Raw genomic sequence first — 26,413 nt, forward strand, 5'->3', positions numbered from 1 at the left:
GACAAAGAGTCACCTATTTGACGACTCCTTTACTAAAATCATTACTGGTTTGATTTCATGTTCTATGAATCCGAATCTCATTAACTACCAGCGATATCACCACTAACCCACTCGACACGAAAAAGCTGATCCAGGTCGATTGAATTGAATTATAGCTTAGTAGAGACAGCAACCCTGTCCCTAAACCTAGCAATGAGCAATAAGGAAGGAGCATCGGGATCATTCTTTTATAAAAGATGACCACCAGCATGGTCGGGATGATGGATGCATACACCTGGGCAAAAAAGAAGATGAGCTCCATCAGGCTCGGTGAAAGGATCGAGCTGATGAGAAACAGTGAAAGGGAAAGCACACCGGAGACCAAATAGGTCTTTTTCAATTGCTGGTCTTCATTCCAATCGAACTTGTGATTCAACATATTCCGGATGACCATGATCGATGTGGCGTGGAGCTCGGCCCCCACGGTTGACGCAATGGCACTGAAGCAGCAGCCGATAAATAATAGAAGCAGGAACAATGAGTCGATTTTCTCCACCAGCTGACTCAATATGGAGTAAATGTTTTCAAACCCCTGCCCATATACCGCAATCAATACAATCGCGGTGAAGGCAAGGGGAATGGTCGCCCATATGATCCCGGCCATCATAAAGGATGTTCGGACCTTGGATTTCTCAATGATATAGATCCGCTGCCAGCTCGACCGGTCGATCAATACTTGTCCGAATCCGATCAGTAATGCGGTAAGAATGAACAAGGTGATTTCATTATGTTTCAGAAATAATAAGTAGGGATGATATAGCAGCAATCCATCGTAAACGGGAAAAATACCTTTTTGGATAAAAAAATAAACGGGAATCAGGATGATGGCTGCGAAAATAAACGAAATATGAATCCCTTCAAAGCGATGGATTTGCTTCATGCCTCCTATGGACAAAAGAAAGCAGTACAAAAAGAATACGAGTAACCCAACATAGATCGGTGTTTTTAATAGAAAATGAAATAACACACCTGCCCCCAGTGCTTGTATGAGCAGGGAGTCCAGGCTTGTCAGGAGCAATACCCACATGACGAACCAGTATGACCTGCCATGGAGCCTTTCTTTCAATACATCACCCAGAGTCATGGAGTGTGGGAATCGTTCCCTGATATAAGGGGTGATCCACCCGAATAGAAAGAGAGCGGTGGCACCCATCACGGCGTAGCCGATTCCACCAAGCAGTCCATATTTCACTAGTGTTTCAGGAGAAGACAAAATCGTATTGCCGGTCACCCATCTCGCCAGGAGCGAAACGACTCCATACGCCACACCAAACGTGATGGTTCCTTGTATATACTCACGATACGTTCGTGCCTTCATTGCTTCATACCTTCTCTCTTATCCGATATTCCCTTGGCGTGTATCCTGTTTGCTTCTTGAATAATGAACTGAAATAGTGCTGGCTGCTGAACCCGCACGCTTCAGAAATAGAAGAGATGGACTTTTCGGTATCCTGCCGCAGTAATCGCTGTGCGGCCTGGACTCTGAAATCATTCAAGTATTCAGAGAAGCTGATCCCCATTTCTTCATGGAATTTTCTGCTCAGGTACGTACCGTTGATATGGATCTGGCTCGCCAATGAAGAAAGGGAGAGCTTCTCGCTGTATTGTTCATGGATGATCGTCAACGCTTCCTGCACGATATGGGATTGGACGGATGCGTATTTATAGTGATCGAGAACTTGGAATAATTCTTCTTCAATAATCGGTTTTGTCAGATAATCCTTCGCTCCGAGCCGCAGGGAGGCCTGTGCATAATCGAATGATTGGTACGCCGTGACCATAATGATGTCGATATGGTCATATTTCTTCATTTCAATTCCGAGTTCGATCCCTGATTTACCAGGCAGTTGAATGTCTAGGAGCGTAAGACGAATCGGATGTTCCGTCAGGATCTTTAACGCCTGTGACGCATCCGCGGCTGTATGGATCGTCCAGTAAGGATATTTTTCGTGAATCATGTAGTTGAGCTGCTCCAGTTCCAGGGGCTCATCATCAACGAGCAAAATATGCATGACGATTCCTCCTTCATCAAGTAATGGTGTCTTCTCTGGTCATATGGGGCCAGAAGATCTGCACACTCGTTCCTCTGGCTTCTTCATTCAGCTGAATGAGGATTTCTTCCTTCGGAAAGAGCATCTGCAATCGCTTCTGGATATTGTGTAATCCAATTCCACGGTCTTCCTTTTGAGTGTCATGGCCGTCCAAAGCAGTTGACGAGCTGTTCCACACTTCTAAGTAAACTTTGTTTCTTTGCTCATTCAGGATGATTATCAGCTTGCCCTGCCCGGGATGCTTTTCAAGGCCGTGCTTAAAGGCATTTTCAACAAGGGTCTGCAGGAGGTAAGGCGGGACTAGGGAAGATTTGCAGCTCTCTCCCACGCTCCACACTACATCGAGCCGATCTCTGAACCTCAACCTTTGAATGTCGAGATAATATCGGGTGTATTGGATCTCCTCCTCCAAGGTGATCAATGGGTCAGTCTGTTTGTATTTGAACTTGAAGTATTTGGAAAGTACCTCGATGGCAGAAATCAGTTCTTCCTTGCGATTCAGACGTGCCAGGCTCAGGATGACATTAAGTGTATTGAAAAAGAAGTGGGGCTGGATCTGTTGGTTCAGTTGGTTGTATTTAGCTTCCTGGAGTTCCTGTTTCAGAAGCAGTTCGTTCTTTTCTTTCTCCAGTTGATCGAATCGTTTTTCAAACAGAAAGAGAAATAATAAGCTAAAAGCCCCAATGATTGGGGCTAATACGGACAGCATGATATAAAATGAAAAGGATTCTTGTGTAATCATGTGAAGAACTCCTAAAGTAGTGAGTCATACTTTCTATTTTATAAGAAAACTAAGATTCTGAAAATATGTTTAGACATAATGGCACCTTGTGAAATGCTCCCCATGACCGGTCATAGGAGGCAGTTCGGCTTTACACAAATCCGTTGCCAGAGGGCAGCGGGTGTGAAACTTACATCCGGACGGCGGATTCAATGGGGAAGGGACATCCCCTTTTAAAAGGATTCTTTCTCTTTTCTTAGAAAAATCAGGTACGGGGATGGCTGAAAGCAATGCTTTGGTATAAGGGTGAGTAGGGTTGTCAAACAGCTCATGCTTTGTCCCGATCTCGACAACCTTCCCCAGATACATCACAATCACCCGATCTGATATATGACGTACAACACTTAAATCATGGGAAATAAAGAGGTACGTCAATTTCAATTCCTTCTGAAGTTTCTTTAACAGGTTCAAGATTTGTGCCTGAATGGATACATCCAGTGCCGATAATGCTTCATCACAGATGATCACTTTCGGATTGACCGCCAATGCCCGTGCGATTCCGATCCTTTGTCGCTGACCGCCGCTGAATTCGTGGGGGAGACGGTCGAGTGATGTAATCGGAAGGCCCACATAGTCCAATAATTCCTTCATACGAGTTTCATGCTTGGAAGGGGGCAGTACTTTTTGTATGGTCATGGCTTCCTTCAGGATCTTTCTGACGGTTTGTCTCGGATTCAAGGAGGCAAACGGATCCTGGAAAATGACCTGGATATCGCCCCTCATATTTCTTAATCCCTTTTTGGATAGACTGTTCAATTCGATTCCTTTGTATTGGATGCTGCCTTCCGTCGGCTTATCCAGCTGTAAGATCGCACGGCCGGTTGTCGATTTACCGCAGCCGGACTCACCTACGATACTGAGGGTTTCCCCTTCATACAGCGTGAAGGTGATATCGTCTACGGCTTTCACCACTTGTTTCGGCTGGAACAACGACTCCCTTTTGATAGGGAAGTACTGTTTCAGGCCCTTCACTTCTAAGATAGGTTTTTTCTCCGTCATTCCAGCGGTCATGTCATCTGCACCTCTTTCTCGGCATTATATAGAAAACATCTAATTTGACTGCCATCCTTCGAGGAATTGAGCTGTGGCTCTTCCTTGTGACATCGTGCGGTCGCCAATGAGCAACGGGGAGAAAAACGGCAGCCTTTTGGCATGTCATAAGGGGAAGGGACGCTTCCCGGCATCGTTTCCAGCTCTGCCTGGTCTTCATGCAATTTCGGTAATGAAGACAGCAGACCATTTGTGTATGGATGCTTCGGATTGGAGAATAATTGTTCAGTCGAACTATATTCCACCACCTGTCCGGCATACATAACCGCTACTTTGTCACATAGCTCGGCTACCACTCCTAAATCGTGTGTGATGAAGATGATTCCCATATTCAGCTTTTTCTGAAGGTCCTTCATCAGCTCAAGGATTTGTGCCTGGATCGTCACATCCAGTGCCGTAGTCGGCTCATCCGCAATCAGGACTTCTGGATTGCAGGCAAGGGCCATCGCAATCATGACACGTTGCCTCATTCCGCCGCTCAGCTGGAAAGGCTCCTGTTTCGCCCTTTGCTCAGGAGAAGGGATGCCTACTAATTCGAGCATTTCCACCGCTTTCTTCCATGCTTCCTTTTTCCCGAGCTTTTGGTGGATGCGAACAGCTTCTGCAATCTGCTCCCCTACCGGTATGACGGGATTCAACGACGTCATTGGTTCTTGAAAGATCATAGAAATTTGGTTCCCGCGCACTTTTCTAAGCTCGGATTCGGACATTTTAAGGATGTCCTTTCCTTTCAATTCAATGGTCCCGTCCACTATTTTTCCGGGAGGGGAGGGGACAAGGCGAAGAATTGAAAGGGAGGTCATGCTTTTTCCACAGCCCGATTCTCCGACGATTCCGAGCGTCCCGCCTTCGTGAAGGACAAAATCGATTCCATCAACGGCTTTCGTCACTCCTTTTTTCGAAGTGAAATGGGTTTTTAAGTTTTTTACTTCCAATACCACATTTTTACTCATTACAACCACTCCTAGTTAAGTTCAATTCGTTTGTTAAAGAATCGGTATAAAACGTCTACGAATAGATTGACGATCACAAAGACCAGGGATGCAACCAGTACTCCGCCTTGAACCATCGGTAGGTCACGTGTACGGATCGAGTCAACGATCATCCGGCCGAGACCATTGATGGCAAAGACGGATTCAATTAATACCGTCCCTCCGAGCAGTGCCCCAAACTGAAGGCCGACTACGGTGATGACGGGAATCAATGCATTGCGCAGGGCATGCTTATAGATAATGGCAAAGCTTTTCAAACCCTTTGCCTGAGCAGTACGGATATAGTCCTGCCTCACGACTTCAAGCATGCTGGATCGGGTCATTCTGGCTACGATGGCAGCTCCTCCGACCCCGAGCGTAAAGGCCGGTAAAATGATGTGCAGCATGCTGTCCCATCCTGCAACAGGTAAAAGCTGAAGTTTTACAGAGAATAAATAGATGGATAGAAGACCAAGAAAGAAGCTTGGTAGGGAAATCCCTAGTAAAGCGACGATCATCACAGAAATGTCCGTAGCAGAGTATGGTCTGACTGCCGATATGATCCCAGCGGTCATTCCAAGGACAATCGTAATGAGAATACTGTAAAAGGCAAGTTCAATCGTGATCGGTAAGCGGGTCATGATTTCCTGGATGACAGGCTGTTGACTCTTCAAAGATTGTCCAAGGTCACCCTGGAAGACATTCATGATGTATTCTCCATATTGAACATACAAAGGCCGGTTCAAGCCGAGCTCTGTCCGTAGTTGGTTGATCGCTTCTTTCGATGCCCCTTCCCCTGCAAGTATGATAGCCGGGTCTCCGGGAACCATCTGCATGATGAGAAAGACGACCAGGGTCACACCGAATATGACGGGGATGATTTCTATTAATCTTCTGAAAATGTACAATATCATTTCATATTCCTCCTTATTATGATTTCAGTCTCGGATCAAGCGCGTCCCGAAGCCCGTCCCCGAACAGGTTAAAGCCGAGTACGAGAATGGATATCGCCAACCCCGGGAAGAGGGCGATATAGGGAGCCGTGAATAAAAAGTCCCTTCCACTGGACAACATCGTACCCCATTCAGGTGAAGGAGGCTGTGCGCCCAAACCAAGGAAAGACAATCCCGCTGCTGAAAGGATGGCGGTGGCAAGCCGCAAGGATCCTTGAATGATGATGGGAGATAAAATGTTCGGCAGGATATGCCTGAAGATGATGATGAAATCATTGGCTCCAAGTGACCGGATGGCATCGATATATTCAAGCTTCTTCGTTTCGAGCGTCGATCCCCGAACAACCCTTGCAAATAAAGGGATGGAGAACACCCCGACGGCAATCATGACATTCACAAGGCTTGGTCCCAGGGCAGAGATGATCGCAAGAGCCAATAGGATCCCAGGGAAAGCAAGCATGACATCCAGGATTCTGCTGATGAAGGTATCGATCCATCCACCGTAAAACCCTGAAATCAACCCCATGATGATGCCAAAGAAAGCACCGAAGCCGACTGCGGCAAAACCGACCCCCATTGAAAGGCGGGAGCCATAAAGGATCCTTGCAAGGATATCCCGTCCTTTATCATCTGTTCCCATCCAATGTTCTGTGCTCGGGGGCTGGAGTTTATTGTCCAGTTGAATGTCATAAGGATCATAAATAGCAAGTAAAGGAGCCAATGTGGCAATGAGAATATAGAAGAGAATGATTCCTCCACCAACCACTGCTGCCTTGTTTTTCGAAAAGGTGTCCCAGAAGGGTTTGATCCTTTTTTCAAAAACGCTCGGTTTTGAATCGAGTATGGGTGATTGAATTTCTTGAACTTTAAGTTCTGTCGACATGACTTTTCCTCCTCATTGAAATGATTTGTGTAATTCAAAGATAGAGGAAGAGGGGTGGAAAGGGAAGATGATAAGTTTGAATTGTCAAAATAATTAAAAAGTTGGTAAAGATATTGAAAATCATTCACTGTTTTCTTTTTTATAATGCAGATAGGCACCATCAATACGGAAAAGGGAGAGTGGAGGAATTGAAAGAAAAGAAGAAGTATTTCAGGGGGATCGCAGGATTATTGATCGTGATGGTCATGCTCATCACCCAGGCGTGTTCAACAAGTAATGTAGAAAGTGAAACCGCAAGCAAACAAGGCGGTGAATCAGAAGGCGGGATACTGAAGGTCGTCCGATTATCCGATGCAACCAATTTGGACCCCCACTTCATCACAGATATTCCGTCCGCCAATGTACTTTATCAAAAGGTGTACGAGAGCCTTGTGACGTTTGATAAAGAAATGAACATTGTTCCGTCACTGGCGAAAAGCTGGGAGCAGCCGGACGATACGACGTGGGAATTCACATTAAATGAAGGAATCATGTTCCACGACGGTTCTGAATTTAACGCAGAGGCAGTCAAAGTAACGTTCGACCGCTTACTGGATCCCAACACTGGGTCTCCTCAAAAGGATAAACTCGGGATGATCAAAGAAATCAACGTATTGGATGAATATAAAGTGCAGTTCAAGCTGGATGCTCCTTATGCACCTCTCTTATCGATCCTTGCAAGTAACGAAGGAAGCATCATGAGCCCGAAAGCCGTGAAAGACAATCCTGAAAGTCTTGCTAAACACCCGATCGGAACCGGACCATTTGCCTTCAAATCCTGGAAATCAGGTCAGTCCATCACCCTTGAAAAAAATGAAGAGTATTGGGGAGAACAGCCGAATATTGATGGAATCGAGTTTCAGGTTGTACCAGAGGACGCTACCCGATTAGCGATGATTGAAACGGGTGAAGCTCATATCAGTGATCAAGTGCCTGTGACTGAAATCGAGCGCATCGAAAGCTCCGACACATTGAATCTGTACCGAACAGAAGGGTTAGCCGTGGAATATGTCGGATTCAATACACAAAAAGAGCCCTTCGATAATGTAAAGGTAAGACAGGCCATTTCCATGGCCATTGAAAGAGAAGCCATCATAAAAGGTGTCTATAACGGAGTGGGTACGTTAGCGAATGCTGCCATGAGTCCGCAAGTATTCGGTCATAGTGAAAACGTGAAACCATATGAGTATGACCCGAATTCTGCCAAGGAGCTTTTGAAAGAAGCAGGATTCGAAAAAGGTCTGGAGCTTACACTGATAACAAGTGACCGTAAAGAACGGATCAATATGGCAGAAGTCATTCAGTCCCAATTGAAGGGAATCGGGATTAAAGTGAATATTCAAGTGCTTGAATATGGTGCGTATATTGAAGCCGTAGACAAAGGAGAACAAGATATGTTCATCGGCGGTTGGGGGAATGCAACAGGAGATGGAGACTACAACCAGTACAACTTGTTCCACTCTGCTTCTCATGGTTCACCAGGGAACCATTTTTATTACACAAATGAAAAAGTCGATGATCTCATCGAACAGGCAAGAAAAGAAGTGGACCCTGAAGTCAGAAAGACATTATATGAAGAAGCGATGACCATTGAAATGGAAGAAGCGGTATACATTCCAATTCGAAACTACGAGCATTTAGCGGTGTACAACAATGAAGTGAAGGATTTCTGGTTGAGTGCCGCCAACTACCTAATGGTGAATGACGCAACGATCGAATAGGGGATGGCACCATCTGAAATCCCTGTAAATAAAAAGTGGAGGATGATTTGATGAAAACAGTATGGATGAAAAATGTGAGAATGGAAACGGGATTTGAGAAAGAGAATGAAGTCGTGACAGGAACCCTAACGGAATATGCCCATGTCAAAATAGAAGGGGGAAAGATTACGGCCATCACGAAAGACGATTCAGAGATTGAAGGAGTGGCCGTGCTGGATGCAAAAGGGAAGCTGATCCTGCCTTCCTTACGTGAAATGCACATCCATATCGATAAAACCTATTACAGTGGTCCATGGAAGGCGTGCCGTCCGATCACAAAAGGTATTTTCACGAGAATAGAAGAAGAGCAGGAGCTGCTGCCTAAGCAATTGCCTTACGCCCAGGAGAGAGCTGAAAAAATGATTGAGCTGCTGCTTCAAAATGGCCACACTCACATCCGGACGCATTGCAACATCGAACCTACTTCCGGTTTAAAGCACCTTGAAGTCACCGTTAAAGCATTAGAGAAATATAAACATCAACTCACATATGACATTGTGGCGTTTCCTCAGCATGGACTCCTGCGCAGCCATTCAGTGGAACTGATGCGGGAAGCCATGAAAAATGGTGCCACCCTTGTTGGCGGAGTCGATCCGGCGACAGTGGACCGCCAAATCGATCAATCGCTCTATACGACGTTTGACATTGCCACTGAGCATAATGCAGGTGTCGACATTCACCTTCATGACCCGGACACACTTGGGGCTTTCACCTTTGAACGTCTTGCAGATTTTACTAAGGAGGCGAACTTGAAGGGACGTGTCACAATCAGTCATGCCATTGCACTTGGAGATCTTAAGGGGCAATCTCTTACAGACATGATGTCCATTCTGAAAGATCAAGAGATTGATATTACCACCACGATTCCGATTAACCGTCCAACCATTCCGGTTCCGACTCTGGATCAATACGGTTTACAGGTATCCGTCGGTCATGACAGCTTAACCGATCACTGGTCACCTTTTGGAACCGGGGATACGATCGAGAAGCTGAATATCCTTGCTGAACGATTCCGACTGATCGATGAGTATTCCATCAACCGTACATGGAAATATGCTTCGGGTGGGATCACGCCATTGGATGACGCAGGAAAACAGGTGTGGCCTCAAGTGGGGCACGCAGCAGACTTCCTCCTGGTGGAAGCGAGCTGTTCAGCTGAAGCAGTGGCAAGGAGAGCCAAAATCGATTCTGTTTATAAGAACGGGGAAAAGGTGACGCTGCCTCAATCTGAATCTGTACTGATCAATAAATAATAGAAGGGAGACGGTTCGATGATCTGGCTGAAAAATGTAAAGCTTGAAGTAGGGAACATTGAAAATGAAGGAATGACCGAAACGAAAACAGAGCAATTTCATCTCGGGATCAAGGAAGGGAAAATCGTCCAACAGCTGCCTCATACACAATCCATACACGAGAATGCTGATGTAGTCTATGATGTGAAAGGTCACCTGGCCATTCCCACCTTTAAAGAAATGCATAACCATTTGGATAAAACGTATCTATCCCTTGGATGGAAAGCGACGAAGCCCGTTAAAAATCTGAAAGAAAGACTGCAGTTTGAAGCAGAGGAGCTGACAGAACTCGCACCAACGACCAAACAAAGAGCAAAACGGATGATCGAGGAAATCCTTTCAAATGGTTCAACGCATATCCGCACTCACGTAAACATTGATCCATACATTGGATTGAAGAACCTTGAAGGTGTAATCGAGGCATTGGACGAATATAAACATGCAGTCACCGCAGATATCATTGCCTTCCCGCAGCATGGATTACTAAGAGATTCCGTGCCGACATTGATGAGAGAAGCGATGCGGAATGGAGCCACCATGGTAGGGGGCCTCGATCCTGCAGGAATCGATCGCTCGATTGAAAAGTCACTCTATGAAACCATGAATATCGCAACGGAATTCAATGCGGATGTAGACATCCACCTACACGATAGCGGGCATGTAGGAACGTACACGATTGATAAGTGGATCGATATGGTGGAAGAGACGAACTGGCAAAACCGCACAGCCATCAGCCATGCCTTCTGTATCGGAGAGGTACCGGAAGTGAAGCAAATGGAACTGGCAGAGAGATTGAGGGAAAGCGGGGTGGAGATCATGTCCACCATTCCTTTGACAAAGTCCATTCCGCCAATCCAACTCCTGGATGATCATGGTGTGAAGGTCCATCTTGGGTGTGATGGATTCTATGACTCCTGGAGTCCACTGGGTCACGGGGACGTGTTAGAGAAAGTGTATAAATACGGACAGGTGACAAGAAGAAGCGATGAAGCATCCTTACGGGACAGTCTGAAATGGATTACTGGAGGCACGACGGCATTGACGAAAAAGGGTGAATACAAGTGGCCGAAAGTGGAAGATGATGCAAGCTTTATATTTGTTGACGCCGCTTCATCAGCTGAAGTTGTTGCCCGAAGACCGAAACGACTTGCCGTGATGAACAAAGGGAAAGTGGTATATGGGTCTCTCTGGAGTACTCATGAGCTGGTGAAATGAAAGAAAAGATAAATGGAAAGCCCGTGTATCTCTACATGGGCCTCCTTTTTTGTGTGGTCTGCTGGGGAAGTAATTTTATTTTCGGTGCGATATTAGTGCAATATTTCAAGCCGATGGAAATCGCTTTTTTACGGCTTATTTTTATTACTCTGTTCCTGCTAATAGTGTTCTTCAAACCAATTAGACAATTTCGTTCATTGAAATCCATGATCGTTCCATTGCTCTTTATCGGTTTCATTGGCGTGACCTTAAATCACTGGAGTTTCTACGCCAGCTTGACCACGGCATCCCCCGTAACGGCTGCCTTGATCCTGGCTACGGCACCCATTTGTACATCCCTTATCAATTCTGCTGTATTTAAGGAACGCAAAAGCCCGTTTTTCTGGATGTGGAGCCTGCTCAGCTTCTTCGGCGTGCTCATGGTCATTATGAAGAAAGGGGCCCTCGTGATCGGTATGGGGGAAGGATATATCTTTCTCACAATGCTTACATTTTCCGTGTTCATGGTCCTTGTGGAACGATATGCTAAGCAGCTTTCTTCAATTCTATTGACCTTTTATTCGACGATGGTGGGGTTGATCTTGATGACCGTGTTTATGCCATTCTCCGACGTTACTTTTCTGAGATCCGTACCCTTCAGCATTTGGATGCTGCTTTTCTTTACAGCAATCATCATGCATGGGATATGCCCGCTTATTTGGAACCATTGCATATCAGAAGTCGGCTCTACGAACACATCCCTGCTCTTGAATATAGAACCCTTTGTGGCAATGGTTGCCGGATATATTGTGTTGAAGGAATCGGTAAGCGGAATGCAATTGGTAGGGGCTATGATAATCTTATTAAGTGTGACGATGGCTCTGCATTCTAATAGGAGAATCCAGTTGTTTAACATGAGAGAAGAGCCTCCTTTTTGATCATGATAACAGGGGTGATTTGGTGTCAATTTATCTTTGCCGTCACGAATCATTCAGTTAAACCTTTAAAAGCAGGAATCTACGCCAGGAAATGAAATCATTCAAACGAAGTAGCATTTAGCTTTTTTTCAGCCGGATCATGAGGCTCATTGATTGTGTGTTGGAGGAAGAGGTGTTGATTCAACTAGAGGGTAACCTGTCAAAAGGGATAGTATACACAATGATGGTGGCAATGGCTGTGACAAACCATTGCCCATTGATATAATCAAGAGGGCACTCTGATCTTCTTTCTCATCCAAATCCATTTACTATTAAAAGACGATCGTAGACGGGGATCTTCCTCAAAGCCCACTCCTTTATAGCATTGAATAGCACGTGCATTTTGGGGCTCTATTCTCATATACACCCATTCATACGGATACTCCTTACACTTCTCAAGAAGTTCTTTTATCAATTGTTTCCCTACTCCTTTATTTCTTAAAGAAGGATGAACAACCAAATGCGCTAGTTCCAAATCTTCTTCTTCTTGATCCACCCAGATCTCGCCATAGGCAACGCTTTTTGAGTCTTCCTCTAATATATATCCGAATTGATCGTGTGCTTCGCACCAGCTATGGAACATATCTGATGAATAGGGTTGCCTACCTGTGACAAGCATACAGTCCACTGGATTGTTTAACCATTCTTTAATTACAGGTTCGTATTCTGGTGTTACCTTTCGAATGTTCATCCGTATCCACTCCTGATTGTCTGAATAATCTATTAAGTGCTCTAACTCTTATTATATATCTACAAAGGTTACAGGTACAACGGCACTTATCCTGACAAACTCATATACAATATGAGCATTCTTATGGGATCAGGGGGACCATCGCCTTGTCCTCCAAATTTCTACAACTATTTCCCCGGAAATTGATAAAAAATCATAGATTTCTACAAACAGTGTCATACTGATCCTACGATTTTTTTACCTTCTAGAAATAGTTAACATTAAACTTCTAAAGGCTCCAAAACTTCTGTAAAATGATACGTAAATCGAGGGGGAGATAATGATGGAACATACCTACGGCTTAAAACCTGCTTTACTTTCCGATCTAAAAGCAATGAAAGAGACCTTCTGGTCAAACTCATCACTAAAATCCTGCGTCAATTCTGAAAAAAACAATGTAGACGGAACTGATATCTATGAAGCTGAAAAGAGGTTTCTGCGATTTGCCCCATACATAAAACAAGCTTTTCCAGAAACAGAAGAGAAGAACGGAATCATTGAATCACCTATCCAAAGGCTCCCGTATATGCAACAAGAACTGGAAAAGTATTATCAAATCACTATACCTGGAAAGTTACTCTTGAAATGTGACAATGAGCTGCCCATTGCCGGTTCCATTAAAGCAAGGGGAGGCATCTATGAAGTACTGAAACTTGCAGAAACACTTTTACTTAAACACGATATGATTCAATTGTCGGATGACTATTCAGTGTTTGCCGATCGCTCATATAAGGAGTTCTTTTCACAATATTCCATTGCGGTAGGCTCGACGGGTAACTTAGCCTTAAGTATTGGGACCATCGGTGCAGCTCTTGGTTTCAATGTGACGGTTCATATGTCACGTGAAGCGAAAGAGTGGAAAAAGGAGCTTCTCAGAGAAAAAGGTGTAACTGTGATCGAGCATCAAAATGATTTCTCCCATGCCGTTGAAGAGGGGCGAAAGCAATGTGTGAAGGACTCGAATTGTTTTTTCATAGATGATGAAAATTCGAAGGATCTTTTCATGGGCTATGCAGTCGCAGCGCTGCGGTTGAAAAACCAGTTTGAAGAAGAGGGAGTTACCGTCGACAGGGATCATCCATTGATCGTATATTTGCCATGCGGCGTTGGAGGCGGGCCTGGAGGAGTGACGTACGGTTTGAAGCATGTATTTGGCGATCATGTTCATTGTTACTTTGCCGAACCAACCAATTCTCCATGTATGCTTCTTGGTCTATCGACTGGAAAGCACGAAAATATTTCTGTCCGGGATATAGGGTTAAGCAATCGGACAGAAGCTGATGGACTTGCAGTCGGGCGCCCTTCGGCATTGGCAGGAAGGATGGTGCGGGAAATTGTGAACGGTGTGTACACAGTGAGCGATGAGAACTTATTTAAAATGCTTGCTCTTTTACATGAATCAGAGTCCATTTCATTAGAACCTTCCGCGCTTGCAGGGATGTTAGGTCCAACCTTGCCGCAAATACGTAAGCATCTTGAATCACTTTCGTTAACCAGTAATCAATTAAATCATGCTACTCATCTAGTGTGGGCTACCGGTGGAAACTTGGTGCCTTCATCAATTATGGAAGGTTATGTTTCTAAGGGGAATGGTTTACTATAACGCAGAGGGACGGACCTTTACTTTCAAATGAAGGCATGAGGTCCGTCCCTCTTTTTCTCACACAAAAAAAGACTGCCAAACGAAAATTAAACGTCCGACAGTCTTCATATTTATATTGATTTGAATGGGTATTTGTGATAAATTAGAACAGAAACGCTTAAATTGAGTAAATTAAAACATATTACCTCAATAATAATTATACAACATAATTTACTCATTCGTCAACCCTCAATTTTTTAGGAAAAGGAGTGCTTGGATGAAGCTTGAAATTCGGCAGGAGCAGAAACGTGTGGACCGTGTCATTGAGACGATTGTGGAGCAAATCGGACGTCTGGAGGATGAAACCGGACGGCGCCAACAGGAAGTGGTGAAGATCCGCAAGCACTTCTGGGATGAGGTCAAGGTAAATACGGATACGTTCGATGATTTTCTGGAAACCGTCCTTAGTTTGAGGCAGCAGGCACAAGTGTTGACCGTCAGTCAAAGCACTCACAGACAGGCTGTAAAAAAGTTATCGGCCCTACAGCGAATGAAGGGAAAGCCTTATTTCGGACGCATTGATTTTACCGAAGAGGGGGAAATAGCGTCTGAAAAGGTTTATATCGGTATTGCCACCCTAACGGATCAAAGCGGCGAAGGTTTCCTGGTCTATGATTGGCGTGCCCCGATTTCGAGTGTTTACTATGATTATCCGCCAGGTCCCGCAGAATACACCACACCGGGTGGCGTAATAAAAGGAACCCTGGAGAAAAAATGGCAGTATCTCATCCGGGACGGCGTCATCGACTCCATGTTCGATACCAGCCTGACAATTGGGGATGAAATTTTGCAGGAGGTGCTTGGGAAGCGGACCGATACCCATATGAACAGCATCGTGGCGACCATCCAGCAGAAGCAGAATCAGATCATCAGGCACGATCATGGACGGCTTCTCATTGTTCAAGGTGCAGCGGGCAGCGGGAAAACATCGGCCGCCCTTCAGCGGATTGCGTATTTACTTTATAAATATCGGGGCAGTCTTAAGGCAGATCAAATCATTCTGTTCTCCCCGAACGCCATGTTCAACAGCTACGTATCGAACGTATTGCCTGAGCTTGGCGAAGAGAATATGGAGCAGGTGACCTTTCAGGAATATTTGGACCATCGTTTGAGTGAGGAGTTCGAATTGGAGGGACCATATAGTCAATTGGAATATGTCCTGACTGAAACGGATGCCCCATCGTACCGGAACAGGGCGGCAAGCATCTCCTTCAAGGCATCGTCGGATTTCTTTGACATCATTAAATTATACAGAGCGTCACTGGAGGAATCCGGGATGCGATTCAAAGGAATTAAGTTTCGTGGAAAGCCAATCATTACAGCAAAACATATCAAGGAACGATTTTATACCAGTGACACGTCACTGCGTTTTCATAACAGGCTGGAGAAATTGACCGATTGGATCAATCTACAGATCGATGAAGCAGAGAAGGTTGAACGGAGCAAGCCTTGGGTCGAAGAAGAAATCGAACTGATGAGCAATGATGACTATCATAAAGCGCATCAGCATCTGCAGAAGAAAAATCCTTCGAATGATTATGAAATCGAATATGATGCGCTTGCCCGATGGATCGTTCGTAGGAGATTCAAGGGACTGAGAAAAGCGATCGGGAGATTTCAATATGTGGACGTGAAGGGAATGTATCAACAGCTTTTTTCCGAGCCGGCGAACATCTCCACATTATGGGATGAGGAGATCCCTGAAAAGTGGGAGGATATTTGCTATTCGACAGTGAACATGCTCGAGGAAGGGGAACTGTCCTACGAGGATGCGACTCCTTTTTTATTGTTAAAAGAGCTGATTCTCGGCTTTCAGACCAATACGTCGATTAAGCATGTGCTCATCGACGAAGCTCAGGATTACTCGCCTTTTCAATTCGAGTTCATCAAGCGTCTGTTTCCTTCAGCCAAAATGACCGTTCTCGGGGACTTTAATCAGGCGATCTTTGCCCATGCCCGTACGCACGTGGATTTCAGCACACTCTCAGAACTCTATGGAGAGGATGAAACCAACGTGATCAACCTGAATCAGAGCTACCGGTCCACCAAGCCGATCATCGAGTTCACTCGCCGGCTTGTGCCTGGCGGCGACCGGATATCCCCATTTGACCGGGACGGGGATAAACCGGTGCTCACCAAGGTTGCCGATCACGATGAACTTCACAGGCAGATTGCAACAAAAATAGAGGAGTGGAAGGGCCAGGACTATCATTCCATAGCTGTCATATGTAAATCTGCGAGAGAAAGTGAAGCCGCATATGCCTCCTTAAGTGGCGTGGAAGACATCAAGCTCTTGAAAAGCGCCTCCCTTGAATATGAGCAGGGTGTGATCGTCATCCCGGCTTACTTAGCGAAAGGAATCGAATTTGACACCGTCATCCTTTATGACGCGTCCGCACGCTCGTATGGTGATGAAAGCCTCAGTCGCTTATTCTACACAGCCTGCACAAGAGCCATGCACGAGCTGCAGCTATTCAGCGTAGGCGAACCGAGTCCATTCTTTGAACATGTAGAAGCGGAACTCTATAATAGAGAACCGTCTTAAATTGTTGACACAAAGGGACGGACCTTGTACTTCAAATCAGAAGTACAAGGTCCGTCCCTCCTTCTTGATCAACACGACAAACAAACTGGCCAGCACACAGAATACTCCGGCGAGGAAAAATGCCCAAGTATAGGAGTTGAATAGATTGAATATGATCCCGCCGCCAAACGCCGCAACGGCTGCTCCGGCCTGATGTGCGGCAAAGATCCACCCATAAATGATCCCGCTTTTGGCGACTCCGAAGATTTGCCTCGAGATGTTGATGGTAGGAGGTACGGTCGCGATCCAGTCCAGTCCATAGAACACGGAGAAGATGATGAGCAAAGTAACAGACCCTTCAGATAATGCAAAGGGAAGTAAGACCAAAGAACCTCCTCTTAAGGCATAATACCAAAACAGCAGCCAGCGATTATCGAAGCGGTCAGAAAGCCAGCCGGATAATGTGGTGCCGACAAGGTCGAATATCCCCATGAAAGATAGTAAGGATGCAGCCGTCACCAATGGAATCCCATAGCTTAAACAATAGGAGACAAAATGGGTCCCAATCAAGCCGCTGGTGGACAGTCCGCATATAAAGAAGCTTCCCGCAAGTAACCAGAATTCTTTTACTTTAACCGCGAGGAATAATCCATTGAACGCAATCACAATCGCATTATTCCTGGGCTTTTCCTCATCGACTTGAATACGGTCAACCTTTCCATAGGGCTCGATACCGATATCTTTAGGGGAGCTTTTCATAAAGAAGGCGATGATGAGTAACATGATGATGCATAGAATGATGATGAGGCTGATGGCCCCTCTCCATGAATATCGGTCAATGATGATGGCTAAAACCGGAAGGAGGATCAACTGACCCGTTGCGGTACTTGCTGTTAATATTCCCACTGCAAGTCCTCTCCGTTTCACGAACCATCGATTGGCCACATAAGGACTGAGCACTGTTAGAAAAAGAGAGGAGCCCAATCCGATGATGATGCCCCAGATGAGGATAAGCTGCCATGGTTGATTCATGACTAACGTGAGAAGAGTTCCCACCAATAAAGTAGCCATCGATCCGATCATCATTTTCTTTAATCCGAGCACTTCAATGAGGGCCGCCATAAAAGGACCGGATATTCCATACAAAAACAGACCAACAGCGAACGCAAGGGAAATGATGGATCTGTCCCATCCAAATTCGCTCTCAAACGGTTCAATAAACACTCCGGATGAAGAACGGACAATGCCGGCCACTATAATTGAAAAGAAAGAAATGGCTAAAATTATCCAACTGTAATGTAGACGTTTCATATTAATCACCTAATCTTATTATATATAGTTCTGAGAAAATAAGTTGAACTATTATTAAGTGATTGAGTTAAGGGAATAAATTTGAAATGATTAGATGCTTCTGGATGAAAGAATAAACTAGGGATGTGATGACAGAAGGGAATGTGATAATGCAGGGAGATTGAAACGAAATTTGAATTTGTGTGAATTCAATTGAATATAGGGGCTGGCCGAAAGTTCGCATTTACTATTATTCGGCCAACCCTTTATATATGAATTTTCAACAATTCCATTTTGACCACAGGAACCTTAAAAATTCTTATCCTTCTTTGATTTTCTCTTGAAAAAGAGGATCGTAGCTACAATCAGGACCAGGATAATGGCCATGGGTATGATGACAAATAACGCAACTCCAGAATCTCCAAAGATGGGATTTCCTCCTCTCAGATGATTGATCATAGCTTCTCTTTTCCCTTTTATTATATTGGTAAAACTTTATGGAACACACTGGCATGCACCTGAGGGACGTACCTTTGCATGTAACAAAAATATTCGACATAACTATTCAAATAAAACTTCTAATGGATTGCCGGAAATTTAATCTTCACCGTAAATTCTTCATCCCGATATACAAAGTCCAGTAATCCTTGGTGATCGACGACCGTGTCCTGAATGACACGGGTACCGAGCCCTTCATGTTTCTCTCCCTTTGTCGTGTGACCATAACTCTGATAAAGCTTATCCAGAATGTGGATCGGAAGCGGAAGGCTCGGATTTTGACAGATCAGCACGTACAGCCCGCTTCGTTTGTAGAACTGCAGGGTGACGGTGGCGGATTTACGGTAGTGACTCTGCCATTCAATGGATGCATCGATGCTATTGGATAACAGGTTTCCAAGTAGTGTCACCAACTTTTTATCCGGAATGGGCAGGGTGGATAGTGGCATGTCAATATCGTAGATCATCGTCATCCCTAAAGCCTTTCCCTGGCTGTACATTTGATGAAGAATGCCTGCGATACTTCCTCGTTCACCTTTTATGGAAAGATTCGTTTCCTCATATCCATCGACCAAATCATCAAGGTAGGCTGTGGCCTCTTCATGGTGCCGGTTTTCAAGCATATAGTGGATTGAGGAAACATGCTTGAGAAAATCATGTCTTTCACTGCGAACGATCCGGAAGGTTTCCGTGAGCTGTGCACGCTCTTCTTCAAATTGACCGTTTTCTTTATAAAGCTGTGCCATTCGATTTGACACTTCCCACCTTATACATTCCAGGCAAATAAATATCACCAGAAATACTCCGTAAAACCAGGAAGTCTTCATCACCAGGTACGGGAGCAACAGGAGGATCTGAATGAGAAAAAGGGCAATGTTCCACTTCATATCTAGTTTAAAGAAAAAGCTCCCTTTTTTTCTAGATAGTATATACAGAGTGAGAGAGACTACTAGAAATGTTATATAGAAAGGGACGTCCCAAGGCAGATTCAATAGAAGTGCATGCAGATGCACGAACCCGAGCAGGATGAGAGTAACCCAATAAAAATTCATGTGATTCACAGCGTTACCACCTTTTTAAAAGTAATATTTTTGCAGGAAATCGACCTTTTCCTTTGTAATCATGGCTTGCTTGTCGAGTCCTTCAAATGTGATCACATATGAGTTTTTCGCATAGAGAGAGAAGTTCTTGACGTAGTGAATGTTGATGATGAAGGATCGATGAGAGCGGATGAAGTCCCGCTCGCGTAGTTCACCCTCGAGTTCATTCAAGGTGAGATAGGTTTTGATTTCTTCATCCTTGGTGTAGATCGTAGTCGATCGCCCGGATCTTTCAATAAAGACAATGTCCTTCTTCTGCACAATATGGATATCATTCTTTTGTTTTAAATAGAGTCTTCCAGTCAATTCAGCGGACCTTGACTTTTCCATAAGTCGCTCGATGGATTTCATCAAGCGGTCATTTGTATAGGGTTTCATGATGTAGTCATGTACATTCAATTCAAAGGCATGGACGGCATAGCCACTGTTTCCCGTTACGAATATCACGGAAATATCCAGGGCATGGGAATGAATGATATCCGCCAGCTCATAACCTGACAAATGAGGCATCTCGATATCGGCTATCAACACGTCAATCGTTTCTTTCTTGATCTGATCATAGGCTTCTTCTGCCGAAGTGGTGGAAAAGACAATCTCCACATTCTGTATGCGGGAAATGATGCCATTCAATTTATCTAAATCTATCATCCGATCATCTACTAGACCGATTTTCATTTCTTCTCGCCTCGCATCTTCTGAAGTCCCCTTTATTTTACCATTTCTAATGAAGAATTTGGCATTTTCACGACATGAAATGGACTTTTCACGACATAAGTGGAGATTGTTTCCTTATTTGTTTGTATGATGGACCTAAGATAATAAATGGATGGGGTGAGAGAAAGTGATACAGATACAGGAAGTAACGAAACAGTTCAAGGACAAGAAGAAGTATGTCACAGCGCTTAAACATGTCTCTTTTTCAGTGGGGAAGGGTGAGGTCGTTGGCCTTCTAGGTGAGAATGGAGCCGGAAAAACTACCCTGCTCCGAACAATCGCAACGCTACTGACTCCTACTGAAGGATCTGTGAAAGTAGCAGGATACGATACGATTAAACACCCAAATGAAATAAAAACGAGAATCGGTGTATTATTCGGAGGGGAAACAGGACTCTATGACCGATTGACCGCCAGGGAAAACCTTCAATATTTTGCTCTGTTATATGGTTTAAGCAAGCATGAAACGAAGGTGCGCATCGATGATTTGGCGAGGATGTTCGGGATGAGGGATTACCTCGACCGGAAAGTTTCAGGTTTCTCGAAAGGTATGCGTCAGAAGGTTGCCATCGCGAGAACGTTGATCCACAATCCTGATATCATCCTGTTCGATGAACCAACGACAGGGTTGGACATCACGTCTTCCAACGTCTTTCGGCAGCTCGTCCATCAGCTGAAACGCGAAGGGAAAACGATTGTCTTCTCCAGCCATATCATGGAGGAAGTTTCCTTGCTATGCGACAAGGTAGCGATGATGCATAAAGGGGAATTGGTGTATCACGGCGACATCGAACACCTCTATCAAACAGAAGAAAGTCGGGATATGAACTATATCTTTATGAGCAAGTTGGTGAGAGGGGATGAACACTTTGCTTCTTAATATCTATTTGAAAGAATTGAAGGACAGCTTCCGCGACAGGAGAACCCTGTTGCTGACGGTCCTATTGCCCATCTTCATGATGAGTGGACTCGTATTATTCTATGAAAATATGTTTTCCGGTGACGAAGGAGAAACGTACACCCTTGCCGTCAATTCGTCTGTCAGTAAAGAAGTGACAGATCTATTTTCAGGATATGAAACGATTGATATTGTGAAAACTGCTGATCCTGAAAAGTCCCTTGAAGAAGGGGAGGCCCTTGCCGCCATGATTGTAAGTCCTAATTTCATGCGGAACATTGAACAAGGAAAAGAAGCAGGTGTGACCATCATAGGTGACTCCTTAAGCCAGAAATCCAGCAACCTTATGAATATTGTCACCACTGCATTGAGCTCCTATGAGAAACAAGTGACAGCAGAGAGACTCGAAGCTCAAGGGACGGACCTTTCCCTTATTGAGCCATTCAACATCACTCAACAGGAGATGTCAGACGATGACACAAGCATGTTCCTACTTGCCTTCCTTGTTCCATTGATACTGGCCATTTCTATAGGTGTGGGAACGGGTCCATCTGCCGCCGATTTGTTTGCCGGTGAAAAAGAGAAGAAGACGATGGAGGCATTACTCATGACTCCGGTCAAACGCTCCACACTACTGATGGCAAAGTGGCTGACCATTGCAACAGTGGGTGTGGTCACGGGAATCGTAACGCTGGTCGTGCTTGCGATTGAAATCAACCTTTTTACAGAAAATCTTAAAGCTGCTGTATCCTTTGGAGATAATGTGTATATGATCATCATCCTTTCCCTGCTTCTCACCATCGTGTACGCGGTGTTTGTTGCCTCACTTCAAATGATCACCAGCATTATAGGGAAAACCGTCAAGGAAGCACAAAGCTACAGCGCGCCGATCATGATGCTCGCAGCCTTTCCCGGTATGATCATCACGAATGTTGGACTGAATGAACTATCTTTTCAACACTTTGCCATTCCGGTCCTGAACCTGTTCAGCCAATTTAAAGAACTGTTCATGGGTGTGATCGATTATCAGCATCTCTTCCTGACATTCGGAAGCAACCTTCTCTTTATGCTAGTCATATTTGTGATTGGCAGAATCCTGTTCTTGAAGGATAAATGGGTAATGAACTAATAGTATGTATGAGCAATCACTATGGTGGTTGCTTTTATAAACAATGAGTTGGGAGTTATAAAAATGAAGTCATTCTTTACACCAAAATGGTTATCTCTTATTGGGTTATTCCTTTTATTAATGGGGGTTTGGTACGAGCCAACGAGGGAAATGACTGCCGTGATCGGTGGTCTTTTCCTGGCATGGCTGCTTGCGGTTGGCCTGCATGAACTCGGTCATGTGATGACAGGTAGGTGGAAAGGATTTGAATTTGGTTTTTTAGCATTCGGGCCGATTCAATTCGAACAAACGAAAAGTGGTATACAATTAAGAGAAAATAAGCGCTGGTTTTTCTTTGGAGGAGTGGCCATGATGGTGCCGCCCCTTGTGAAAAAAGAAGCCCTTATTCCAAAATGGGCAGCCTTTGCAGCAGGTGGACCGATTCTATCTTTCATAGCAGGAATCATCTTTTATCTATTATTCGATTGGACATCCAACGAGTTTTTCTTCTATCTTGCCATCATGAATGCCTGTATATTTGCCGCAACTATTGTGCCCCTTAAATCAAATATGCGAACCGACGGCTATATTCTCCTCACATTGATCAAAAAGAATGAGGAAGCAGGCAAGCTAATGGACGAATTAGTTATCATGAGAGAGATGCTCAGTAAGAAGCATCCTCTTGAATGGAACCGGGACTTTATACAAGAAGCAAAACAAAAGGAAGCAGTGGAGGAGAATGTGCAGTTTTTCTTGATGAACTACTACTTTGAAATTGAGCAGCATGGTTTTCCCTCCGCTGAAGAAGCCATGGTTCCATATGTTCAGATTCCCATCACGAAAAACAATAAATTCCAGATGGCATTTCTCACTCATATGAAGCAATTATCTTGCTTTTTAAACGGTGAAGCCAACATCAAAGAAATCACTCGCCTTCAGAACTCACTTTCCAACATTGAACCTGTCTCTTACTACAGAGGCAAAGCGATCATTGCCCATCTGCAGAATGATCATGAGAGAGCGAGAAGCTATTTGAAAAAAGTAAATGAAATCATATTAAACAATCAACCACTATACGGATTCTATCAAGCTGAGAAAACACTATCCAACTTGGTCGAAGCGAAGATGACTGGTTAAGAATCAGAGGGATATATCCTGGAGTAACGAGCATCAACAGGAAATCATTGCTGGAAGTAACCATGCAGAAGTTACAGCGTACAAAGAATAATTAGATGATACAACTAATGGAGGATAAACATGGACAATACAGACAAAAGAAACCGATTAGATGAAGCTCCTTTTCAGTATCGGATCAATAAAGATCAATCTGTCTTTATCGAATATGAAGGAAAACGGGTGAAAATTTTAAAAGGGAAGGAAGCGGAAAAGTTTATTAAAAATGTGAACGCGGCAGTAACTGACAAAGCCGTCCAACTGATCATGGCAAAGATAACAGGTAATTTTAAAAGGGGAAATGAACGGAAGAAGAGGTGAGTGTCAATCGCCCTTAACCAGGCCGAGACGGCATCAGCACCCTTTCTGAACAACTCACCTTGAAGGAGGTTAAGATGAATCCCTATTGTAAATCAGCATTACATCAAATTCAGGTTTGTATCGAAACCCTTGTGAAAATGATCAACCAATTGGAAGAGAAAGACCTGCTTGATAGACCTTCACCTGACAAGCATTCCGTCGGAGAACTTTTAGAGCATATTGCGCTTATTTGTGAAGCGGATTGGCGCATTTCCAATGAAGCTTCTCAAGAGGATATGGAAGTTTTTTATTTGTCGGTTTCGTATCAAGATCTAACATCGATACGGGAAGGATTACTGGAACATTTCGAATCACTTTGTTCTAAGTATCAGAACTTATCAGAAAAAGCTCTTCTCACGGAAACAACTTCCCATTGGGGAGTGACGTACACAAGATATGAATGGCTTTTACAAATAGTGGCTCATTTGTATCACCATAGAGGACAACTACATTCTATGCTGGTGCATTGTGGCAAGGACCCAGGGCTTTTAATGTTTGAATAGTGAGAAGGCAGTCAAGCAGTTCTGTCGTACTTAAAAACTAACCTCTCCAAATTTATAAATAATGACATCAATGTGGGCTTTTTTCATAAAATATTTCTGAGGTGAAAAAAATGCCAAGAGTCAAATACACAGATGCAGATGTTGCTTTGATGGCAAGGATGATGCGAGCGGAAGCCGAGGGTGAAGGGAAGCAAGGTATGTTATATGTCGGAAACGTCATCGTGAATCGTGCGAAAGCGGATTGTTTAGACTTTAAAAAGGTGAGAAGTATCCGACAAGTCATTTTTCAAGTACAGGGAGGAAATTATTCCTTTGAAGCCGTCCAAAAAGGGAACCTCTTTTATAACAGGGCGAGGTCGGTTGAAAAAAAATTAGCCAAAAAGAATTTGGATTATTGGGCTCAGCACCCGGCTAAATATGCTCTTTGGTATTTCAATCCCTATGCCCCATGTCCTCCAACCTGGTACGATCAACCTTTTTCAGGTCAATTTAAAAATCATTGTTATTATGAACCGGCAGCGGGATCATGTGCAAGTGTTTATACGGGTGGGTAAGCATACTATTTCCATCTGGCAAATTCTGAAGGGAGCCTCCTGGTTAGCGGGTGTTCCCCTTTTTAAATTGAGATATTATGGTAAAATCAGATTGTGATTTCAATAAGAAAGGAGCCTCTCATGAACTTTTATGTTGCATCAAGCTTTCATAACATTAAGCAAGTACGTGACGTCAGTGAACGATTGAAAAGGAAAGGGTATATCCATACATATGACTGGACGCTGAATGGCAGGGCTTTCACCGTTGAGGAGCTGAAAAAGATTGGTGAAGAGGAACGACAGGCCATCATCGAATCCGATCTGATCCTCGTATTGTTGCCGGGTGGAAAAGGAAGCCACGTTGAACTGGGGATAGCTCTTGGTCTCAATAAACGGGTAATCTTATATTCCCCTTATAACGAAGTAAGTGACTTTGATCAAACAACGACATTCTATCATTTGTCTGAGGTCGAAGTATGTACCGGAACCGTTGAGGAATTAGTAGACTATGTGTCTCCAGGGAAAGTTCTATGAAAAGAGTTCTCATAGCCCTTATACTAGTAGGCTATCCCCTAATTGGGTGTTCCAATCAAGAAGCGCATACCAACTATACTTCTCCTTCCCGGCAGGAAGTGGACGACTTTATCAAGGAAAATGATATCCATCCCTTAACCATTGAAGAGACAAAGGACTCTACCATCCTTTTACTTCAAAATGGAATCTATTATCTATCCAACAACGAGAGTGATAAGTTGGTAGAAGACTATGTCGGATGGAGTGGTAACGACGATCAAAAAGTGAACCTCGGAATGAGCAATACCGGAATGCCCCATGCCCATGTGATCATAAACGACGAGCTCCTCCTCGACGAAGCCAAGGAAGTGAAGGTTGAATTTCATGACGGCACAACGATCATTCAGCCATTAGACGGGAAACGTGGATTAATCTTATTTTATGATAAAAGTAAAAGGGATCTCACCATTCAGAGCGAGCTTCACCTATCGATCTACAATCAAGATGGTACAGTGGTATATGAAGACAGCTTGTAATAATAGAGGGACGGACCTTGATTCTGAATTTAGAATAACCGGTAAGATGTTCATATATTAAAAAGGTGGCACATAATCATAGAATTGTGATTCAGGTTCATAAATCTCGAATCCGGATCAAATGTTGGTCAAACAGGATCATTACTGTACTCTTGTGACCTCCAGACTCCTTTCAATAGACTTAAATATTCCTCTAAGACCTCTTTTTTGTTAAAAGAGGTCATCTCATGCATGAAACTGAGGGTTTATATGAGAGAACGAAGAGTATTTGATGCGAATTTTGCGATATTCCATAACGAAC

The 26,413-nt window shown here is 44.1% G+C and carries 26 protein-coding genes; 14 read left to right on the top strand and 12 right to left on the bottom strand.

Translation table 11 applies throughout. The annotated features are described in order from the left end of the window. Window positions 1-55: 55 nt before the first annotated feature. From ACQKFO_RS10580 to ACQKFO_RS10610, 7 genes are all read right to left on the bottom strand, one after another. Window positions 56-1,357: a hypothetical protein gene (locus ACQKFO_RS10580; protein ID WP_427598587.1), complete on the bottom strand. Its 1,302-nt coding sequence runs from the start codon at window positions 1,355-1,357 to the stop codon at window positions 56-58. Window positions 1,358-1,361: 4 nt separating this feature from the next. Further along, window positions 1,362-2,051 carry a response regulator transcription factor gene (locus ACQKFO_RS10585; protein WP_427598588.1) on the bottom strand — a complete coding sequence of 230 codons (690 nt, stop codon included), beginning with the start codon at window positions 2,049-2,051 and terminating at the stop codon, window positions 1,362-1,364. Between the two features lie 16 nt (window positions 2,052-2,067). Continuing rightward, window positions 2,068-2,832 carry a sensor histidine kinase gene (locus ACQKFO_RS10590; protein ID WP_427598589.1) on the bottom strand — a complete coding sequence of 255 codons (765 nt, stop codon included), beginning with the start codon at window positions 2,830-2,832 and terminating at the stop codon, window positions 2,068-2,070. A gap of 69 nt (window positions 2,833-2,901) precedes the next feature. After that, complete coding sequence (locus ACQKFO_RS10595) at window positions 2,902-3,882, bottom strand: ABC transporter ATP-binding protein (protein ID WP_427598590.1); 981 nt, start codon at window positions 3,880-3,882, stop codon at window positions 2,902-2,904. Further along, window positions 3,879-4,874: an ABC transporter ATP-binding protein gene (locus tag ACQKFO_RS10600; RefSeq protein ID WP_427598591.1), complete on the bottom strand. Its 996-nt coding sequence runs from the start codon at window positions 4,872-4,874 to the stop codon at window positions 3,879-3,881. The genes ACQKFO_RS10595 and ACQKFO_RS10600 overlap by 4 nt, the downstream gene beginning before the upstream one ends. An 11-nt stretch (window positions 4,875-4,885) precedes the next feature. Continuing rightward, the gene (locus ACQKFO_RS10605) at window positions 4,886-5,806 is read right to left on the bottom strand and encodes an ABC transporter permease (RefSeq protein WP_113970311.1); all 921 of its coding nucleotides are present in this window, start codon (window positions 5,804-5,806) and stop codon (window positions 4,886-4,888) included. 16 nt (window positions 5,807-5,822) lie between these two features. Beyond that, complete coding sequence (locus ACQKFO_RS10610) at window positions 5,823-6,728, bottom strand: ABC transporter permease (protein ID WP_427598592.1); 906 nt, start codon at window positions 6,726-6,728, stop codon at window positions 5,823-5,825. 239 nt (window positions 6,729-6,967) lie between these two features. Here ACQKFO_RS10610 and ACQKFO_RS10615 point away from each other — a divergent pair, with 239 nt between their 5' ends. Genes ACQKFO_RS10615 through ACQKFO_RS10630 form a run of 4 tightly spaced genes read left to right on the top strand, consistent with a single transcriptional unit; the run spans window position 6,968 to window position 11,951 of the window. Then, window positions 6,968-8,488, top strand: coding sequence for a glutathione ABC transporter substrate-binding protein (locus ACQKFO_RS10615; RefSeq protein WP_427598897.1), 1,521 nt, complete (start codon window positions 6,968-6,970; stop codon window positions 8,486-8,488). 50 nt (window positions 8,489-8,538) lie between these two features. Then, entirely contained in the window at window positions 8,539-9,780 is a 1,242-nt protein-coding gene (locus ACQKFO_RS10620) for an amidohydrolase family protein (protein ID WP_427598593.1), read from the top strand. Between the two features lie 18 nt (window positions 9,781-9,798). After that, window positions 9,799-11,034, top strand: coding sequence for an amidohydrolase (locus tag ACQKFO_RS10625; RefSeq protein ID WP_427598594.1), 1,236 nt, complete (start codon window positions 9,799-9,801; stop codon window positions 11,032-11,034). Beyond that, entirely contained in the window at window positions 11,031-11,951 is a 921-nt protein-coding gene (locus ACQKFO_RS10630; protein ID WP_427598595.1) for a DMT family transporter, read from the top strand. Before ACQKFO_RS10625 ends, ACQKFO_RS10630 begins: the two co-directional genes overlap by 4 nt. Window positions 11,952-12,216: 265 nt before the next feature. Here ACQKFO_RS10630 and ACQKFO_RS10635 read toward each other — a convergent pair whose 3' ends face one another. Next, a complete protein-coding gene (locus tag ACQKFO_RS10635; protein WP_427598596.1) occupies window positions 12,217-12,681 on the bottom strand; it encodes a GNAT family N-acetyltransferase in 465 nt (154 codons plus the stop codon). 319 nt (window positions 12,682-13,000) lie between these two features. Between ACQKFO_RS10635 and ACQKFO_RS10640 the strand changes: the two genes are divergently transcribed. Both ACQKFO_RS10640 and helD read left to right on the top strand, forming a co-directional pair. Further along, the gene (locus ACQKFO_RS10640; RefSeq protein ID WP_427598598.1) at window positions 13,001-14,323 is read left to right on the top strand and encodes a D-serine ammonia-lyase; all 1,323 of its coding nucleotides are present in this window, start codon (window positions 13,001-13,003) and stop codon (window positions 14,321-14,323) included. A 256-nt stretch (window positions 14,324-14,579) separates the two neighbouring features. Next, a complete protein-coding gene (helD, locus tag ACQKFO_RS10645) occupies window positions 14,580-16,907 on the top strand; it encodes an RNA polymerase recycling motor HelD (protein WP_427598599.1) in 2,328 nt (775 codons plus the stop codon). A 36-nt stretch (window positions 16,908-16,943) separates the two neighbouring features. On the opposite strand, the gene ACQKFO_RS10650 is transcribed toward helD, so the two are convergent. The 4 genes from ACQKFO_RS10650 to ACQKFO_RS10665 form a co-directional block, all read right to left on the bottom strand. Next, complete coding sequence (locus ACQKFO_RS10650; protein WP_427598600.1) at window positions 16,944-18,197, bottom strand: MFS transporter; 1,254 nt, start codon at window positions 18,195-18,197, stop codon at window positions 16,944-16,946. Between the two features lie 288 nt (window positions 18,198-18,485). Next, complete coding sequence (locus ACQKFO_RS10655) at window positions 18,486-18,635, bottom strand: hypothetical protein (RefSeq protein WP_427598601.1); 150 nt, start codon at window positions 18,633-18,635, stop codon at window positions 18,486-18,488. Window positions 18,636-18,754: 119 nt separating this feature from the next. Next, a complete protein-coding gene (locus tag ACQKFO_RS10660; RefSeq protein WP_427598898.1) occupies window positions 18,755-19,726 on the bottom strand; it encodes a sensor histidine kinase in 972 nt (323 codons plus the stop codon). Window positions 19,727-19,750: 24 nt separating this feature from the next. After that, window positions 19,751-20,449 (bottom strand): LytR/AlgR family response regulator transcription factor, encoded by a 699-nt coding sequence (locus tag ACQKFO_RS10665; RefSeq protein WP_427598602.1) that lies wholly within the window; start codon window positions 20,447-20,449, stop codon window positions 19,751-19,753. Window positions 20,450-20,615: 166 nt separating this feature from the next. Here ACQKFO_RS10665 and ACQKFO_RS10670 point away from each other — a divergent pair, with 166 nt between their 5' ends. The 8 genes from ACQKFO_RS10670 (at window position 20,616) to ACQKFO_RS10705 (ending at window position 26,112) form a co-directional block, all read left to right on the top strand. Further along, window positions 20,616-21,368, top strand: coding sequence for an ATP-binding cassette domain-containing protein (locus tag ACQKFO_RS10670; protein WP_427598603.1), 753 nt, complete (start codon window positions 20,616-20,618; stop codon window positions 21,366-21,368). Continuing rightward, window positions 21,349-22,515 carry an ABC transporter permease gene (locus ACQKFO_RS10675; protein ID WP_427598604.1) on the top strand — a complete coding sequence of 389 codons (1,167 nt, stop codon included), beginning with the start codon at window positions 21,349-21,351 and terminating at the stop codon, window positions 22,513-22,515. Before ACQKFO_RS10670 ends, ACQKFO_RS10675 begins: the two co-directional genes overlap by 20 nt. Window positions 22,516-22,578: 63 nt before the next feature. Continuing rightward, window positions 22,579-23,631 carry a site-2 protease family protein gene (locus ACQKFO_RS10680; protein ID WP_427598605.1) on the top strand — a complete coding sequence of 351 codons (1,053 nt, stop codon included), beginning with the start codon at window positions 22,579-22,581 and terminating at the stop codon, window positions 23,629-23,631. Window positions 23,632-23,751: 120 nt separating this feature from the next. Then, on the top strand, window positions 23,752-23,988 hold the full coding sequence (locus ACQKFO_RS10685) for a hypothetical protein (RefSeq protein ID WP_427598607.1): 237 nt from the start codon (window positions 23,752-23,754) through the stop codon (window positions 23,986-23,988). Window positions 23,989-24,062: 74 nt separating this feature from the next. After that, entirely contained in the window at window positions 24,063-24,530 is a 468-nt protein-coding gene (locus ACQKFO_RS10690; protein WP_427598608.1) for a DinB family protein, read from the top strand. Between the two features lie 110 nt (window positions 24,531-24,640). Next, window positions 24,641-25,084 (top strand): cell wall hydrolase, encoded by a 444-nt coding sequence (locus tag ACQKFO_RS10695; protein ID WP_427598609.1) that lies wholly within the window; start codon window positions 24,641-24,643, stop codon window positions 25,082-25,084. A 120-nt stretch (window positions 25,085-25,204) separates the two neighbouring features. Then, on the top strand, window positions 25,205-25,597 hold the full coding sequence (locus ACQKFO_RS10700) for a nucleoside 2-deoxyribosyltransferase (RefSeq protein WP_427598611.1): 393 nt from the start codon (window positions 25,205-25,207) through the stop codon (window positions 25,595-25,597). Beyond that, on the top strand, window positions 25,594-26,112 hold the full coding sequence (locus tag ACQKFO_RS10705) for a hypothetical protein (protein ID WP_427598612.1): 519 nt from the start codon (window positions 25,594-25,596) through the stop codon (window positions 26,110-26,112). Before ACQKFO_RS10700 ends, ACQKFO_RS10705 begins: the two co-directional genes overlap by 4 nt. The last annotated feature ends 301 nt before the right edge of the window (window positions 26,113-26,413 follow it).

The organism is Rossellomorea sp. NPDC071047, from assembly GCF_050270195.1.
GTDB lineage: Bacteria > Bacillota > Bacilli > Bacillales > Bacillaceae_B > Rossellomorea.

Coding starts and splice junctions, on each gene's coding strand:
- ACQKFO_RS10580 (WP_427598587.1), bottom strand. CDS start 1,357: ATGAAGGCACGAACGTATCGTGAGTATATACAAGGAACCATCACGTTT.
- ACQKFO_RS10585 (WP_427598588.1), bottom strand. CDS start 2,051: ATGCATATTTTGCTCGTTGATGATGAGCCCCTGGAACTGGAGCAGCTC.
- ACQKFO_RS10590 (WP_427598589.1), bottom strand. CDS start 2,832: ATGATTACACAAGAATCCTTTTCATTTTATATCATGCTGTCCGTATTA.
- ACQKFO_RS10595 (WP_427598590.1), bottom strand. CDS start 3,882: ATGACCGCTGGAATGACGGAGAAAAAACCTATCTTAGAAGTGAAGGGC.
- ACQKFO_RS10600 (WP_427598591.1), bottom strand. CDS start 4,874: ATGAGTAAAAATGTGGTATTGGAAGTAAAAAACTTAAAAACCCATTTC.
- ACQKFO_RS10605 (WP_113970311.1), bottom strand. CDS start 5,806: ATGATATTGTACATTTTCAGAAGATTAATAGAAATCATCCCCGTCATA.
- ACQKFO_RS10610 (WP_427598592.1), bottom strand. CDS start 6,728: ATGTCGACAGAACTTAAAGTTCAAGAAATTCAATCACCCATACTCGAT.
- ACQKFO_RS10615 (WP_427598897.1), top strand. CDS start 6,968: ATGGTCATGCTCATCACCCAGGCGTGTTCAACAAGTAATGTAGAAAGT.
- ACQKFO_RS10620 (WP_427598593.1), top strand. CDS start 8,539: ATGAAAACAGTATGGATGAAAAATGTGAGAATGGAAACGGGATTTGAG.
- ACQKFO_RS10625 (WP_427598594.1), top strand. CDS start 9,799: ATGATCTGGCTGAAAAATGTAAAGCTTGAAGTAGGGAACATTGAAAAT.
- ACQKFO_RS10630 (WP_427598595.1), top strand. CDS start 11,031: ATGAAAGAAAAGATAAATGGAAAGCCCGTGTATCTCTACATGGGCCTC.
- ACQKFO_RS10635 (WP_427598596.1), bottom strand. CDS start 12,681: ATGAACATTCGAAAGGTAACACCAGAATACGAACCTGTAATTAAAGAA.
- ACQKFO_RS10640 (WP_427598598.1), top strand. CDS start 13,001: ATGATGGAACATACCTACGGCTTAAAACCTGCTTTACTTTCCGATCTA.
- helD (WP_427598599.1), top strand. CDS start 14,580: ATGAAGCTTGAAATTCGGCAGGAGCAGAAACGTGTGGACCGTGTCATT.
- ACQKFO_RS10650 (WP_427598600.1), bottom strand. CDS start 18,197: ATGAAACGTCTACATTACAGTTGGATAATTTTAGCCATTTCTTTCTTT.
- ACQKFO_RS10655 (WP_427598601.1), bottom strand. CDS start 18,635: ATGATCAATCATCTGAGAGGAGGAAATCCCATCTTTGGAGATTCTGGA.
- ACQKFO_RS10660 (WP_427598898.1), bottom strand. CDS start 19,726: ATGAATTTTTATTGGGTTACTCTCATCCTGCTCGGGTTCGTGCATCTG.
- ACQKFO_RS10665 (WP_427598602.1), bottom strand. CDS start 20,449: ATGAAAATCGGTCTAGTAGATGATCGGATGATAGATTTAGATAAATTG.
- ACQKFO_RS10675 (WP_427598604.1), top strand. CDS start 21,349: ATGAACACTTTGCTTCTTAATATCTATTTGAAAGAATTGAAGGACAGC.
- ACQKFO_RS10680 (WP_427598605.1), top strand. CDS start 22,579: ATGAAGTCATTCTTTACACCAAAATGGTTATCTCTTATTGGGTTATTC.
- ACQKFO_RS10685 (WP_427598607.1), top strand. CDS start 23,752: ATGGACAATACAGACAAAAGAAACCGATTAGATGAAGCTCCTTTTCAG.
- ACQKFO_RS10690 (WP_427598608.1), top strand. CDS start 24,063: ATGAATCCCTATTGTAAATCAGCATTACATCAAATTCAGGTTTGTATC.
- ACQKFO_RS10695 (WP_427598609.1), top strand. CDS start 24,641: ATGCCAAGAGTCAAATACACAGATGCAGATGTTGCTTTGATGGCAAGG.
- ACQKFO_RS10700 (WP_427598611.1), top strand. CDS start 25,205: ATGAACTTTTATGTTGCATCAAGCTTTCATAACATTAAGCAAGTACGT.
- ACQKFO_RS10705 (WP_427598612.1), top strand. CDS start 25,594: ATGAAAAGAGTTCTCATAGCCCTTATACTAGTAGGCTATCCCCTAATT.